Source organism: Actinomycetospora sp. ABD4_176, from assembly GCF_056311855.1.
Genome location: NZ_CM149974.1, coordinates 1,160,095 through 1,175,184, shown reverse-complemented (window position 1 = coordinate 1,175,184; position 15,090 = coordinate 1,160,095). Strand labels below are relative to the sequence as shown.

The following is a 15,090-nucleotide window of genomic DNA, read 5'->3' as shown; positions in this document are numbered from 1 at the left end:
GGCATGCGTGACGGCGGCGTCGACACGTCCGGCGGTCCGGCTGCGGCGCGCCGTGGTGCGCGCGGTGGCGCGCCCGACGCCCCGGGTGATCCGGGTGACCCTCGCGGGGCCCGAGCTGGCGGACCTCCCCGTCGTCGCGCCCGACGGCTACCTCAAGCTCTTCTTCCCCCGCCCCGACGAGGTCGAGCCGCAGGTCCCGGCGCCGGAGGGCGACGACGTCCCCGGCTGGTTCCGCCGCTACCTGGCGGTGCCCGACGACGTCCGCCCGCCGATGCGCACCTTCACGCTGCGCCGGCGCCGCGAGGACCCCGTGGAGCTCGACGTCGACTTCGTCCTGCACGACGAGGGCCCGGCGCGCGACTGGGCGCTGCGCGCCGTGCCGGGCGAGCACATCGCGTTCACCGGCCCCTACGGGCTCTACGCCCCGCGCGACGAGCACGACGGCGTGCTGCTCGCCGGCGACGAGACCGCGGTGCCGGCGATGGCCGCGATCGTCGAGGACCTGCCGCCCGGCCGGCGCGCGACCGTCCTCGCCGGCGTCCGCGACGTCACCGAGCAGCAGACGTGGGTGACCGAGGGCGACGTCACCCTGCACTGGACGACACCCGACGCCCTCGCCGAGGACCTCCGCGAGCTCGCCTTCCCGGCCGGGCGGCCCTACGTGTGGCTGGCCGGCGAGGCCTCCCTGGTGAAGGCCATGCGCCGCCACGTCGTCCGCGAGCGCGGCGTCGACAAGCGCGACGTCTGCTTCACCGGCTACTGGCGCCGCGGGCGCACCGAGGAGCAGGAGGTGCGCGCCGCCCTGGACGGCACCGCCGAGCCCGCCGGGGACTGATCCCGCCCACGACCACGACGAACGAACGCGCTGTTCGCTGCCCTAGAAGCAGCGAACAGCGCGTTCGCTCGTTTCAGGCCGGGCTCGTCAGCCCAGCATCTTGCGCAGCACGTAGGGCAGGATGCCGCCGTTGCGGTAGTACGCCGCCTCGCCCGGGGTGTCGATGCGCAGGCGGGCGTCGAACTCGACCGCGTCCCCGCCGTCGGTCGGCGTCGCCGTGACGTGCACGGTGTCGGGCACCTCGCCGTCGTTCAGCGCCGTGACCCCGCTGATCGCGAAGGTCTCGGTGCCCGACAGGCCCAGCGAGTCGGCGTTCTGCCCCTCCGGGAACTGCAGCGGCAGCACGCCCATGCCGACGAGGTTCGAGCGGTGGATGCGCTCGTAGGACTCGGCGATGACCGCGCGGACGCCGAGCAGCGTCGTGCCCTTGGCCGCCCAGTCGCGCGACGAGCCCGAGCCGTACTCCTTGCCCGCCAGGACGACGAGCGGGGTGCCGGCCTCGGCGTAGTTCATGGCCGCGTCGTAGACGTAGGCCTGCTCGCCGCCCCTGCTGTAGTCGGCTGTCCAGCCGCCCTGGGGCAGCTCGGCGCCGTCACCGGTGGTGAGCAGGTTCCGCAGCCGGATGTTGGCGAAGGTGCCGCGGATCATCACCTCGTGGTTGCCGCGACGCGAGCCGTAGGAGTTGAAGTCCTTGCGCTCGACGCCGTGCTCCTTGAGGTACTGACCGGCCGGCGACTCCTCCTTGATCGCCCCGGCGGGCGAGATGTGGTCGGTGGTCACCGAGTCGCCCAGCTTGAGCAGCACGCGGGCACCCTCGATGTCGGTGACCTCCGACGGCTCCCGCGACATGCCCTCGAAGTAAGGGGGCTTGCGCACGTAGGTCGACGACTCGTCCCAGGTGAACGTCTCGCCCTCGGGGGTGGGCAGCGAGGTCCAGCGCTCGTCGCCGGCGAACACCTCGGCGTAGCGGGAGGTGAACTGCTCGGCGGACAGCGAGGACTCGATGACCTCCTGGACCTCCTGCGGCGAGGGCCAGATGTCCTCGAGCGTCACCGGGTCGCCGTCCGGGGTGTAGCCCAGCGGCTCGGTGGCGAGGTCGAGGTCCATCGTCCCGGCCAGCGCGTACGCGACGACCAGCGGCGGGCTGGCCAGGTAGTTCATCTTCACGTCGGGGTTGATGCGGCCCTCGAAGTTGCGGTTGCCCGAGAGCACCGCCGTGACCGCGAGGTCGGCGTCGTTGACGGCCTGCGAGATCTCCTCGGGCAGCGGGCCCGAGTTGCCGATGCAGGTCGTGCAGCCGTAGCCGACGAGGTTGAACCCGAGCTTCTCGAGGTAGGGCAGCAGGCCCGAGCGCTCGTAGTAGTCCATGACGACCTTCGAGCCCGGGGCCAGCGAGGTCTTCACCCACGGCCGGCGCTCGAGGCCCTTCTCGACGGCGTTGCGGGCCAGCAGGGCCGCGCCCACCATCACCGACGGGTTCGAGGTGTTCGTGCACGACGTGATCGCCGCGATCGTCACCGCACCGTGGTCGAGCTCGAGCGCGGTGCCGTCCGACAGCGTCACCGCCGTGGGGTGCGAGGCACGCCCGCCCGGGTCGGCCGGCTGGCGGTGGACCCGCGGCTTGTCGTCGTCGCCGTTCGGGTGCTCCGCGGGCGGGTCGGAGGCCGGGAACGACTCGCTGTCGGACTCCTCGGACTGGCTGCGGGGCTGCTCGTCGTCGGAGACGTAGTCCGGCAGCGACGCGCGGAAGGACTCCTTGGCCGCGTCCAGGCGGATGCGGTCCTGCGGGCGCTTCGGGCCGGCGATCGACGGGACGACCGTCGAGAGGTCCAGCGACAGCGTCTCGGAGTAGTCCGCCTCCGCCGTCGGGTCGTGCCAGAGCCCCTGCTCCTTGCAGTAGGCCTCGACGAGCGCGACCTGCTCCTCGTCGCGGCCGGTGAAGCGCAGGTAGGTCAGCGTCTCGTCGTCGATCGGGAAGATCGCGCAGGTGGAGCCGAACTCCGGGCTCATGTTGCCGATCGTGGCGCGGTTGGCCAGCGGCACCGCGCCGACGCCCTCGCCGTAGAACTCGACGAACTTCCCGACGACGCCGTGCTCCCGCAGCATCTCGGTGATCGTCAGCACGAGGTCGGTGGCCGTGGCGCCGGCGGGCAGCTCCCCGGAGAGCTGGAAGCCGACGACCTTGGGGATGAGCATCGACACGGGCTGGCCGAGCATGGCCGCCTCGGCCTCGATGCCGCCGACGCCCCAGCCCAGCACGCCCAGGCCGTTGACCATCGTGGTGTGCGAGTCGGTGCCGACGAGGGTGTCCGGGTAGGCCTGACCGTTCCGGGTCATCACGACGCGCGCCAGGTGCTCGATGTTGACCTGGTGCACGATGCCGGTGCCCGGCGGGACCACCTTGAACTCGTTGAACGCCGTCTGGCCCCAGCGCAGGAACTTGTAGCGCTCCTCGTTGCGCTGGTACTCCAGCTCGACGTTGCGCTCGAAGGCGTCGGGGGTGCCGAAGAGGTCGGCGACGACCGAGTGGTCGATGACGAGCTCGGCGGGCGCGAGCGGGTTGACGCTCGAGGCGTCGCCGCCCAGCTCGGTGACGGCCTCACGCATCGTGGCGAGGTCGACGATGCAGGGGACGCCGGTGAAGTCCTGCATGACGACGCGGCCGGGGACGTACTGGATCTCGGTGTCCGGCTCGGCGGTGGGGTCCCACTCCGCGAGCGCGCGGATCGAGGCCTCGGTCGTGACGAGACCGTCCTCGGTCCGCAGGAGGTTCTCGAGCAGCACCTTGAGGCTGAAGGGCAGGCGCTGCGAGCCCTCGACCGCGGAGAGCCGGAAGATCTCGTAGGACTGGCCGCCGACCTCCAGGCTGCCCTTGGCGCCGAACGAGTCGACGCTCTGCGGCGCGGCCGTCGATACGCCGTCGGACTGGTCTGGCGAGCTCACGGGCACGTTCCTCCTTGTTTCCTCACGGCCGCGGCGAGTGGCGTTCGCGCGCGACCGGGGTCGCTTCTCGTCCCGGCGGCGTCGTCGAGGCGGTCCCGGACCGTCCCCACCTGCCGGGGCCGGTCGGGGGCCGTGCGCCTGTGGTGGTCCAACGGCGCTCGACCCGGGTCGGGCCGGAGTCTCGCGCACCCTCGCGGCGCCCGCACCCCCGCCCTCACCAGCCTACGGTCGGGTGCCCCGACGAGCTGCCCGCCGCGCACCCCGCGGGGCCCGATCGGGACCCCCGAGCGGGCGATCCCCGCCACACCGCCGCGTGTCGGAGCCCGACGACCGCCCCGGTGACCGGGAGGCTCCGGGCGCTCGTGCAGCCGGTCGACGGGGGAGGAGGCGGCGTGCGCGCGCTCGTCACCGTCCCGGCCCGGCTCGCCGGCGTGCTGGCCACCCTGCTCGTCACCCTGCTCGCCGCGACCGTCCTGCTCGCCCCGGTCGCCGCGGCCGAACCCGGACCACCGGCCCCGGCGCCCGGTCCCGCCGCGGTGGAGGACCCCGACGACGCCGGCTCGCTCGTCGCACGCATCGCCACCGCCCGCACCGCGCTCGACGCGCTGAGCGCCGACCTCGGCCAGAGCCAGGAGCTCGCCAACCGCGCCCTCGCCGACGAGGCCGCTGCCGGCGTGCGCGCCGACGAGGCCCGGCGGGTCGCGCAGGAGAGCCGCCGCGGGGCCGACGTCGCCGCCGCGGACGCCGAGCGGGCGCGCACCGAGGTCGACGCGTGGGTGGCGGCGTGGTTCCAGCAGGCCGACGTCCTCGGGCCGCTCTCGGTGCTGTCGGGCGCGGCGGGTCCCGACGACGTCGCCGAGCGCGCGCACCTGCGCGACGTCGTCACCGCCGACCGGCGCGCCGCCCTCGAGCGCGCCGAGCACGCACGGATCGAGGCCGCCAACGCCGACTCGCGGGCCCGCGCCGCGCGGATCGTCGCCGACGCCGAGGCGGTGCGCGCCGCCGACGCCCGCACGGCCGCCGAGGCCGAGCTGGCCCGGGTGCGCGCCGAGGCCGACGCCCAGCAGGCGCAGCTCGCGCAGCTCACCGCCGAGCGCGACGACGCCGAGGCCCGCCTGCGCGCGCTCGAGGACGCCGACCCGGAGCTCGCCGCGCAGCGCGACCGCGCCGCGGCCTTCGACGCCGCCGCCACCGAGCGCGACGCCGCCCGCGACCTCCGGGTGCGGGACGCCGCGCGGGCCGGGCTGGCCCGCCGCGACCCGGCCCGCACCGAGACCGGCACCGAGGGCGGCGCCGGGGGCGAGGACCCGCTCGCCGCGGCCGGCATCGCCACCGACGGGATGTCCGCCACCGTCGAGCAGGTGGTGGCGCGCGCTCTCTCGCAGCTCGGCGTCGTCTACGCCTGGGGCGGCGGGGACGCCGACGGACCCACCCAGGGCATCCGCGACGGCGGCGAGGCCGACGCCCACGGCGACTACGACAAGACCGGCTTCGACTGCTCCGGGCTGATGATCTACGCCTTCGCCGCGGCCGGGAAGGAGCTCCCGCACTACAGCGGCTACCAGGCCGAGGCCGGGCGCCAGGTGCCGCTGGCCGAGCGCGAGCCGGGCGACCTCCTGTTCTGGGCCGACGACGACGGCGCGGGCGCGGTCCACCACGTCGCGCTCTACCTCGGTGACGACCGGATGGTCGAGGCACCCGAGTCCGGCAAGACCGTCCGCATCACGCCCGTACGGATCAACGCGGAGATCCTCCCGACCGTCACGCGGCTCGTCTGACCTGTTCACCGCCCCCACACCGGCCGCCCGGTTGCCTGGGAGGGCGACGGGTAGCGTGCCGCCGGAGGACATCCACGTCCGGTACGGGCGGGAGAGACCGCAGTCGGGGAGGAACACCGGTGACCGAGCCCGGTAGCGAGCAGCAGGGCCAGACGGGGGCCTCGGGACCCTCGTCGGGACCGTCGACGCCCGCGCACGACGCCGAGCAGCTCGAGCGCACGGTGCTCGAGGTCAAGCGCGTGATCGTCGGTCAGGACCGCCTCGTCGAGCGCATGCTCGTCGGCCTCCTGGCCAAGGGCCACCTGCTGCTGGAGGGCGTGCCCGGCGTCGCCAAGACGCTCGCGGTGGAGACGTTCGCGCGGGTGGTCGGCGGGTCGTTCGCCCGCATCCAGTTCACGCCCGACCTGGTGCCCGCCGACATCCTCGGCACGCGCATCTACCGCCAGGGCCGCGAGGAGTTCGACGTCGAGCTCGGCCCGGTCGTGTCGAACTTCGTGCTCGCCGACGAGATCAACCGCGCGCCGGCCAAGGTGCAGTCGGCGATGCTCGAGGTGATGGCCGAGCGCCACGTCTCCATCGGCGGGCAGACCCACCCGATGCCCGACCCGTTCCTCGTGCTCGCCACGCAGAACCCGATCGAGAACGAGGGCGTCTACCCGCTGCCCGAGGCGCAGCGCGACCGCTTCCTGTTCAAGATCCTCGTCGAGTACCCGACGGCCGACGAGGAGCGCGAGATCGTCTACCGGATGGGCGTGAGCCCGCCGTCGCCGCACCGCGTCCTCGACCCCGGCGAGCTGCGCCGCCTGCAGGACGTCGCCGCGCAGGTGTTCGTCCACCACGCGCTCGTCGACTACGTCGTGCGCCTCGTCGTCGCCACCCGCTCGCCGGCGGAGCACGGGATGGCCGACGTCGGCGGCTGGGTCGCCTACGGTGCCTCGCCGCGCGCGTCGCTCGGCGTCATCGCCGGGGCCCGCGCGCTCGCCCTGGTGCGCGGGCGCGACTACGTCCTGCCCCAGGACGTGGTCGACATCGCGCCGGACGTGCTGCGCCACCGCCTGGTGCTCTCCTACGACGCGCTGGCCGACGGGGTGCCCGTCGACCACGTCGTCACCCGCGTGCTGCAGACCGTGCCGCTGCCGCAGGTGTCGGCCCGTCCCGTGGGGATGGGGCCGGCGCCCGTGCCGGCGGCGGGTCGGTGACGGCCCCCGGGGACCCGCCCGACGACACACCCTCGGCCCGGGTCCCCGAGCCCGCCCCGCGGCCGCCGGGCGCCCCGGCCCCGACGACGCCCGCCGGCCAGCCCCGCCCGGGCTGGGCGCCGCCGCCGACCTCGCCCGTGCCCGCCGGCGGCGAGGTCGCGGGCCAGGCCATGCAGGCGCGGCTCGCGGCGTCGCTGCGCACCCTCGAGCTCACCGTCCGGCGCCGCCTCGACGGGCTGCTGCAGGGCAACCACCTCGGCCTCGTCCCGGGCCCGGGCACCGAGCCGGGCGAGCCGCGGCCCTACCAGCCCGGCGACGACGTGCGGCGCATGGACTGGTCGGTCACCGCGCGGACCACCGAGCCCCACATCCGCGAGACCATCGCCGACCGCGAGCTCGAGACCCAGCTCGTCGTCGACCTCTCGCCGAGCCTCGACTTCGGCACCGCCGCCTGCGAGAAGCGCGACCTCGCGGTGGCCGCCTGCGCGGCCGTCGTGCACCTCACCCGAGGCGGGGGCAACCGGGTCGGCGCCGTCGTCGCCACCGGCGACCGCACGCTGCGCCTGCCCGCCCGCGGCGGCGAGACCGCGGCCCGCGAGCTCCTGCGCCGCATCGCCGCCACCCCGCCCGCGCCCGAGGGCACGCGCGGCGACCTGCCCGGCGCCCTCGAGGCCCTGCGCCGCCCGCCGCGACGGCGCGGGCTGGTCGTCGTGGTCAGCGACTTCCTCGGCGACGTCGACTGGGAGCGCGCGCTGCGGGCCCTGCGCGCGCGCCACGACCTGCTCGCCGTCGAGGTCGTCGACCCACGCGACGAGGAGCTCCCCGACGTCGGCACCGTGGTGCTCGCCGACCCCGAGACCGGCCGGCGCCGCGAGGTCACCACCACCCCGACCCTGCGCCGGCGCTTCGCCGCCGAGGCCGCCGCCCACCGCGGGCGCGTCGCGGCGGCCCTGCGTCGCTGCGGCGCCGGGCACCTCGTGCTGCGCACCGACCGCGACTGGATCGCCGACGTCGTGCGCTTCGCCGTGGCCCGCAAGCGGGGCTGGTCGGGCGGCTCGTCGACGGGCATCGTGCCCAGCCCCGCGGGGGCGACCCGCTGATGTTCGCGCACCCCTGGTGGTTCCTGCTCCTCATCGTGGTGGCGGGGCTGGCGGTCGGCTACTGGTGGATCAACCGGCGCCGCCAGCGCTACACGATGCGCTTCACCAACCTCGCCCTGCTCGAGCGCGTCGCGCCGAAGGGGCCGGGGCGCTGGCGCCACGTGCCGATGGCGCTGGTGCTGGTCGCGCTCGTGCTCATGACGATCGCGCTGGCCGGCCCCCAGGGAACGGCGCAGGTGCCCCGCAACCGCGCCACGGTGATGCTGACGATCGACGTGTCGCTCTCGATGCGCGCCACCGACGTCGAGCCCTCGCGCCTGCAGGTCGCCCAGACCGCGGCCTCGGCGTTCGCCGACCAGCTCCCCGCCGGCATCAACCTCGGGCTGTCGTCGTTCGCCGCGACCCCGAGCACGCTCGTCACCCCCACCACCGACCGCCAGGCGGTGAAGAACGCGATCGGCACCCTGCAGCTCGCGGAGTCGACGGGCACCGGCGACGCGATCCGCGCGAGCCTCGCCGCGATCCGGGCGTTCGGCAGCCAGATCCGCGGCCCCGAGGGCCCGCCGCCGGCGCGGATCATCCTGCTCTCGGACGGCAAGCAGACGACCCCGACCACCGACCCCGCCGACGACCGCGGCGCCTATCCCGCCGCTGCCGAGGCGCGGGCCGCGGGGGTGCCCATCTCGGCGATCTCCTTCGGCACCGAGTACGGCGAGATCGAGATCGACGGCCGGCCGGTCTCCGTCGCGGTCGCCGACGACCAGATGCGCGAGATCGCCCAGGTCTCCGGGGGCGACTTCCGCCGCGCCTCGACCGAGCTCGACCTGCGCGAGACGTACGCGACCCTCGCCGAGCAGGTCGGCTACGAGGAGCGCACCGTCGACCTGTCGGGGCGCTGGTTCCTCGCGGCCACGATCCTCGTCCTGCTCGGCGCGGGCACCGCGATCGTCACCGGGCAGCGGCTGCCCTGATCACACGTGGTCGACCGTCAGCCGGTCGACGAAGGCGCGGATGTCCGCGATCGCCGCGCGGTGCTCGGCGGGCAGCGCCTGGCGGAAGATCATCTCGGCGCCGTGGGTGATCCCGAGGTTCACCCGCCCCTCGACCGGCACGCCGGCGGCGAGCAGCTTGCGGTAATAGGCGAGCCCCTCGTCGCGCAGCGGGTCGAGCTCGTTGACGGTGATGACGTGCGGCGGGAGCCCCGCGAGGTCGTCGGTGCTCGCGAAGTACGGCCAGGCCAGCGGGTCCTCGGCGTGGCGGCCCTCCGGGTCGTACTGGGCGACCAGCAGGTCCATCAGGGCGCAGTTGATGAAGTACCCGTCGTTCTCGATCATCGACGGGAGCTCGCGGAGCTTGCGCGCGCGGTCCCAGGCGTAGCCGCCGCTGACGTAGGGCACCGAGGCGTACACGCCGTCGATCGCGTCGAGGTCGCCGGAGCGCTTGGCCCGCAGCGTCGTGGCGAGCACGAGGTTCGCGCCGCCGGACTCGCCCTGCAGCACCAGGCGGGTCAGGCCCAGCTCGCCGCGCTGGTCGTCGAGCCACCGCAGCGCCGTCGCGCAGTCGTCGAGGCCCGCGGGGAAGGGGTGCGGGCCGAGCTCGGTCCACGCGTTGCGGAACCCCACCCGCGCCGCGACGACCCCGGTGAGGGCGAGCTCGCGACACCAGCGGTCGTGCACGCGGGTCTCGGCGTCGAGGATCGTCATGCCGCCGCCGTGGAGGTAGACGACGCACGGCAGCGGGCCCGCGACCCCGGCCGGGCGGTAGAGGCGCAGGGGCACGAGGTGCCCGTCGGGCGAGGCCACCGACGTGTCGGTGGTCTCGACGGCCTCGTCGGGCAGGTCGCCGGGCAGGCCGAGGGGGAGGTTCGCGTAGAGGGCGCTGAACCCGGCGTGCAGCCCGCCGACCGCCTCGGCCACGGCCTCGCGCCCGGCCGCGCGCGTCACCGGGGGCTCGGCGGCCGGTCCGTCGAGGCCGACCGCGGCCAGGGCGGCGACGAGGTCGGGCTTGGCGCGGGGGTCGGTGCGCAGGTCGAGAGCGGGGTCACCGAGCCGGCCCGGGAGGGTCGGCTGGGCGTCGGTCGCGGTCATCGGTCCTCCGGGGTTGAGATCGACTCCGTGACCGACCCTATGGCGCGGCCCACACGGTTCCTAGCCCCGTTCGGCCGTGCTACCAGCGGGTTCGGCTGGGCCGCGGGGGAGGGGAGTGGGTAGCCTTCCGCCGCCGCACGCCCCGACCGCGTCGGCCCTGACGAGAGGAGTCGCGTGAGCCGCGTCGTGCTGGTCACGGGAGGCAATCGCGGGATCGGGCTCGCCACCGCGCGCGAGCTCGCCGAGCGGGGACACACCGTCGTGGTCACCCACCGCTCGGGGGAACCGCCGGAGGGGCTGCACGGGGTGCAGGCCGACGTCACCGACTCCGCCGCGGTCGACGCCGCGTTCTCGCAGGTGGAGTCGGAGCACGGGCCGGTCGAGGTCGTCGTGTCCAACGCCGGCATCACCCGCGACGGCCTGCTCATGCGGATGCCCGAGGACGCGTTCACCGACGTGCTCGACGCCAACCTCACCGGTGCCTGGCGGGTCACCCAGCGCGCGATCCGCGGCATGGTCAAGGCCCGCTTCGGGCGCCTGATCTACATCTCCAGCGTCGTCGGGCTCACCGGCGCGCCCGGCCAGGCCAACTACGCCGCCTCGAAGGCCGGCCTCGTCGGGCTGGCGCGCTCCACCGCCCGCGAGCTGGGCGGGCGCGGGATCACCGCCAACGTCGTCACCCCCGGCTACGTCGACACCGACATGACCGCCGAGCTCACCGACAAGCGGCGCGAGGAGATCCTGGGGTCGATCCCGCTCGGTCGCACCGCCGCGCCGGAGGACATCGCCAAGGCCGTCGCCTGGCTCGCCTCCGACGACGCCGCCTACGTCACCGGCGCGGTCCTGCCGGTCGACGGCGGCATCGGCATGGGTCACTAGCCACACCACTCGAGGGAGGAACAGCACCCGTGTCCGGACTCCTGGACGGCAAGCGGATCCTGGTCACCGGGATCATCACCGACGCCTCGATCGCCTTCCACGCGGCGAAGGCGGCCCAGGAGGCCGGCGCCACCGTGGTGCTCACCGGCTTCGGGCGCCTGTCGCTGGTCAAGCGCGTCGCGCAGCGCCTCCCGCAGGAGGCGCCGGTGATCGAGCTGGACGTGCAGGACCAGGGGCACCTGGACGCCCTCGCCGACAACGTCCGGGAGCACGTCGACGGCCTCGACGGCGTCCTGCACTCCATCGGGTTCGCGCCGATGGACGCCCTCGGCGGCAACTTCCTGAACACCGAGTGGTCCGACGTCGCGACCGCGGTCGAGGTCTCGGCCTACTCCTTCAAGTCGCTCGCCATGGCCTGCAAGCCGCTGCTGGGCCGCGGGTCGTCGCTGGTCGGCATGGACTTCGACAACACCGTCGCCTGGCCCGGCTACGACTGGATGGGCGTCGCCAAGGCCGCGCTCGAGGCCACCACCCGTTACCTCGCCCGCGACCTCGGGCCCGAGGGCATCCGCGCGAACCTCGTCGCCGCCGGACCGGTGCGCACGATGGCCGCGAAGTCGATCCCGGGCTTCGACACCTTCGAGGAGGCCTGGGTGCAGCGCTCGCCGCTGGGCTGGGACCTCGGCGACCCGACGCCGGTCGCGAAGACGATCTGCGCGCTGCTCTCGGACTGGCTGCCCGCCACCACGGGGGAGGTCGTCCACGCCGACGGCGGCTACCACGCGATGGGCGCCTAGCCACGGTGGTCTCGTCGTGTAGCTCCTCCTCCGCGGGGGGATGCTGGACGACGTGAGTGCTGAGCCCCCGATCGACGCGGTGCTGGTCCTGTCCTTCGGCGGCCCGGAGGGCCCCGACGAGGTGCGGCCGTTCCTGGAGAACGTGACCCGCGGGCGCGGGGTGCCGCCCGAGCGGCTCGACGAGGTCGAGGAGCACTACCAGCACTTCGGCGGCGTCAGCCCGATCAACGAGCTCAACCGGCGGCTCGTCGCCGACCTGTCCCGCGCGCTGCGCGAGGCCGGCCGCGACCTGCCCGTGTACTTCGGCAACCGCAACTGGCACCCGCTGGCCGAGGACACCGTCGAGCAGATGTCCCGCGACGGCGTGCAGCGCGCGCTGGTCTTCGCGACGAGCGCCTACGGCGGCTACTCCGCCTGCCGGCAGTACCACGAGGACATCGCGCGGGCGCGCGAGGCGGCCATCGAGCGCACCGGCTCGGCGCCGGACCTCGTCAAGCTCCGCCACTTCTACGACCACCCGCTGTTCGTCGCGGCGGTCGCCGACGGGGTGCGGGCCGCGCGGGAGCGTCTCGACAGCCACATCGGATCCGGGGGGCACGACGCCCGGCTGGTGTTCACCGCGCACTCGATCCCGGAGTCGGCCGACCGCACCGCCGGGCCACCGGAGGAGGGCGGGCACCGCTACTCGCGGCAGATGGCCGAGGCCGCTCGCCTCGTCGCCGCGGCGGTCGACGCGCCCGACCACGACCTCGTGTGGCAGTCGCGGTCCGGGCCGCCGCAGATCCCGTGGCTGGAGCCCGACATCGTCGACCACCTCGACGACCTGCACGACCGCGGCGTCGGCGCCGTCGTCGTCAGCCCGGTCGGGTTCGTCTCCGACCACCTCGAGGTCGTCTGGGACCTCGACAACGAGGCCGCCGAGCACGCCGGGAAGCTGGGCATGGGGTTCGTCCGTGCGGCGAGCGCCGGGTCCGACCCGCGGTTCGTGGAGATGATCACCGAGCTGATCGCCGAGCAGGTCGACGGGGCCCCGGTCCGCGAGCTCGGCACGGTGCCGCGGGCGGGTGTGGGGTGCAACGGCACCCTGTGCCACCCGGGCTGCTGCGAGCCGGCGAAGCGGCCGGTGCGGTAGGCCCCGAACGCCTGCTGCAAGGGTCTGGCAGCAGCCTCGTAGGTGGAAGAAGCCCTGCTCGGATCGCCTTCGGCCCGCCTGTTGCCGATGATCGTCAGCGTGGCTAGTGTCCGCCATCACGTGGTCGGCGATGCATGCATCGTCGGTGCAGCGGCCCGGCCGCGTTCCCCGATCGGCATGGTGGCAGAGCGGAGGCGCGCTGAATGGCGGCGAGTGGCGAGATCAAGGTGACCATCCTGGACTGCGGGATGATGACCGCGGACCTGACGTGGCTGCTGCTCAAGCCGGGGCGGTCGATCCGCCCCCGACAGATGCGCGACCAGCCCACCGAGTGGGCCGACGTCCCCACCCACACCGTCCTCGTCGAGACCCCCGACGGGACGATCCTGTGGGACACCAGCTGCCCGCGTGACTGGGAGGAGCGCTGGGGCCCGACGGGCCTGCAGGACTTCTTCCCGTACGACAAGGTCGGCGAGGAGGAGTACCTCGACTCGCGGCTGCGCCAGATCGGCGTGTCGACCGACCAGATCGACTACGTGGTCCTCTCCCACCTGCACTTCGACCACTGCGGCAACGCCGACATGTTCAAGGACTCGTCGGCCAAGCTGGTCTGCAGCGACAAGGAGAAGGACTGGGCCTTCGGCTTCGACGGCCTGTTCAACGGCGCCCACCTCAAGACCGACTACGAGGACCTGAACTGGGAGACGGTCTCGGGCGACACCGAGTTCCTCCCCGGTGTCACGCTGCTCCAGACCCCGGGCCACACGCCCGGCACGATGTCGATGCAGGTCGACCTCCCCGACAGCGGCACGATGATCTTCACGTCGGACGCCGTGTACATGGGCGAGAGCTACGGCCCGCCGACGACGCCGGCGGCGATCGTCAACGACATGGGCCAGTTCTACTCGTCGGTCGAGAAGATCCGCGGCGTCGCCGAGAAGACGAACGCGACCGTGGTCTTCGGGCACGACGCCGAGCAGATCCACCAGCTCAAGACCGTGGGCAACGGCGGCGGCCACTACACCTGATCGGAGAATCCCCCGGATGACCGTCCCCCCGGTCCCCACCGACGAGTCCGTCTTCACCTGGGGCGCCCCGCCCCTGAAGTTCGGCGCCGGCGCCTGCGACGAGATCGGCTTCGACCTCGCCCAGTACGGCGCGAAGCGCATCCTCCTCATCACCGACCCGGGCATGCAGCAGACGGGCCTGCCCGACCGGGTCGCCGACCAGATCCGGCGCTACGACATGACCGTCGAGATCTTCGACGGCGTGCACGTCGAGCCCACCGACGACTCGATGAACAAGGCCGTCGGCTACGCCTCCGAGCAGGGCCCGTGGGACGGGTTCGTGGCGGTCGGCGGCGGGTCGGCGATCGACACCGCCAAGGCCGTCAACCTGCTGACGACCTACCCCGGCGACCTGATGGACTACATCAACAAGCCGGTCGGGAACGCGCAGGTCCCGCCGGGGCAGCTCAAGCCGCTGATCGCGGTGCCCACGACGGCGGGCACGGGCTCGGAGTCCACGGCGATGTGCATCCTCGACGTGCTCTCGCTGCGGGTGAAGACGGGCATCAGCCACTGGCGGCTGCGCCCGACCCTCGCCGTCGTCGACCCGCTGCTGACGATGACCCTGCCCCCGCAGGTCACCGCGGCGTCGGGGATGGACATCGTCTGCCACGCGCTCGAGTCGTACACCGCGCGCTGGTACACGTCGTTCGACCGCAAGAAGCCCGAGGAGCGGGTGACCTACTGCGGGTCCAACCCCGTCTCCGACCTGTGGTGCGAGAAGTCGATGTCGCTGCTCGCCCGGTCATTCCGCACCGCGGTCGAGCGGGGCGACGAGGACGTCGACGCCCGCATGGACATGATGATGGCGGCGACCTTCGCCGGTATGGGCTTCGGCAACTCCGGGGTGCACATCCCGCACGCCAACGCCTACCCGATCGCCGGGCAGGTGCGGGACTTCCACCCGGCGGGCTACCCGCAGGACGAGCCGATGGTGCCCCACGGCATGTCGGTCTCGCTGACGGCGCCCGAGGCGTTCCGGTTCAGCTTCGAGTCCGCCCCCGACCGCCACATGGCGGCCGCGCGGCTGCTCGGGCCGAACGCGGAGACGCAGTCGAACGCGGCCGAGCAGCTGCCGCACGTCGTCACCGAGCTGATGCGCGACATCGACATCCCGAACGGGATCGGCGCTGTCGGCTTCGGCGAGGGCGACATCGGTGACCTCGTCGACGGGACGATGAAGCAGCAGCGGCTGCTCGCGACCTGCCCGCGGACGCCCACCGAGGACGACATCGCGGACATCTTCCGCAAGTCGATCGAGAACTGGTAGCCG

The 15,090-nt window shown here is 73.8% G+C and carries 12 protein-coding genes; 10 read left to right on the top strand and 2 right to left on the bottom strand.

The window, feature by feature from the left end; translation table 11 throughout:
• Positions 1-7: 7 nt before the first annotated feature.
• Positions 8-835, top strand: coding sequence for a siderophore-interacting protein (locus ACYX4T_RS05730; RefSeq protein ID WP_476013607.1), 828 nt, complete (start codon positions 8-10; stop codon positions 833-835).
• Positions 836-922: 87 nt separating this feature from the next.
• Here the strand turns inward: ACYX4T_RS05730 and ACYX4T_RS05725 are convergent, their stop codons facing one another.
• On the bottom strand, positions 923-3,778 hold the full coding sequence (locus ACYX4T_RS05725) for an aconitate hydratase (protein WP_476013606.1): 2,856 nt from the start codon (positions 3,776-3,778) through the stop codon (positions 923-925).
• A 392-nt stretch (positions 3,779-4,170) separates the two neighbouring features.
• Here ACYX4T_RS05725 and ACYX4T_RS05720 point away from each other — a divergent pair, with 392 nt between their 5' ends.
• The 4 genes from ACYX4T_RS05720 to ACYX4T_RS05705 all read left to right on the top strand — a co-directional run bounded on the left by ACYX4T_RS05720 (position 4,171) and on the right by ACYX4T_RS05705 (position 8,826).
• Positions 4,171-5,556 carry an NlpC/P60 family protein gene (locus ACYX4T_RS05720; RefSeq protein ID WP_476013605.1) on the top strand — a complete coding sequence of 462 codons (1,386 nt, stop codon included), beginning with the start codon at positions 4,171-4,173 and terminating at the stop codon, positions 5,554-5,556.
• A gap of 119 nt (positions 5,557-5,675) precedes the next feature.
• Positions 5,676-6,755 carry an AAA family ATPase gene (locus ACYX4T_RS05715; protein WP_476013604.1) on the top strand — a complete coding sequence of 360 codons (1,080 nt, stop codon included), beginning with the start codon at positions 5,676-5,678 and terminating at the stop codon, positions 6,753-6,755.
• 137 nt (positions 6,756-6,892) lie between these two features.
• The gene (locus ACYX4T_RS05710) at positions 6,893-7,855 is read left to right on the top strand and encodes a DUF58 domain-containing protein (protein WP_476015190.1); all 963 of its coding nucleotides are present in this window, start codon (positions 6,893-6,895) and stop codon (positions 7,853-7,855) included.
• Positions 7,855-8,826: a VWA domain-containing protein gene (locus tag ACYX4T_RS05705; RefSeq protein ID WP_476013603.1), complete on the top strand. Its 972-nt coding sequence runs from the start codon at positions 7,855-7,857 to the stop codon at positions 8,824-8,826. Before ACYX4T_RS05710 ends, ACYX4T_RS05705 begins: the two co-directional genes overlap by 1 nt.
• On the opposite strand, the gene ACYX4T_RS05700 is transcribed toward ACYX4T_RS05705, so the two are convergent.
• Positions 8,827-9,942, bottom strand: coding sequence for an alpha/beta hydrolase fold domain-containing protein (locus ACYX4T_RS05700; RefSeq protein WP_476013602.1), 1,116 nt, complete (start codon positions 9,940-9,942; stop codon positions 8,827-8,829). It lies immediately after the preceding gene.
• Between the two features lie 174 nt (positions 9,943-10,116).
• On the opposite strand from ACYX4T_RS05700, the gene ACYX4T_RS05695 reads away from it, so the two are divergent.
• The 5 genes from ACYX4T_RS05695 to ACYX4T_RS05675 all read left to right on the top strand — a co-directional run bounded on the left by ACYX4T_RS05695 (position 10,117) and on the right by ACYX4T_RS05675 (position 15,087).
• A complete protein-coding gene (locus tag ACYX4T_RS05695) occupies positions 10,117-10,821 on the top strand; it encodes a beta-ketoacyl-ACP reductase (protein ID WP_476013601.1) in 705 nt (234 codons plus the stop codon).
• A gap of 29 nt (positions 10,822-10,850) precedes the next feature.
• Positions 10,851-11,618 carry an enoyl-ACP reductase FabI gene (gene fabI, locus ACYX4T_RS05690; protein WP_476013600.1) on the top strand — a complete coding sequence of 256 codons (768 nt, stop codon included), beginning with the start codon at positions 10,851-10,853 and terminating at the stop codon, positions 11,616-11,618.
• Between the two features lie 52 nt (positions 11,619-11,670).
• A complete protein-coding gene (locus ACYX4T_RS05685; RefSeq protein WP_476013599.1) occupies positions 11,671-12,750 on the top strand; it encodes a ferrochelatase in 1,080 nt (359 codons plus the stop codon).
• Positions 12,751-12,953: 203 nt separating this feature from the next.
• The gene (locus tag ACYX4T_RS05680) at positions 12,954-13,778 is read left to right on the top strand and encodes an N-acyl homoserine lactonase family protein (protein WP_476013598.1); all 825 of its coding nucleotides are present in this window, start codon (positions 12,954-12,956) and stop codon (positions 13,776-13,778) included.
• A 16-nt stretch (positions 13,779-13,794) separates the two neighbouring features.
• On the top strand, positions 13,795-15,087 hold the full coding sequence (locus tag ACYX4T_RS05675; protein WP_476013597.1) for a hydroxyacid-oxoacid transhydrogenase: 1,293 nt from the start codon (positions 13,795-13,797) through the stop codon (positions 15,085-15,087).
• Positions 15,088-15,090 lie beyond the last annotated feature (3 nt).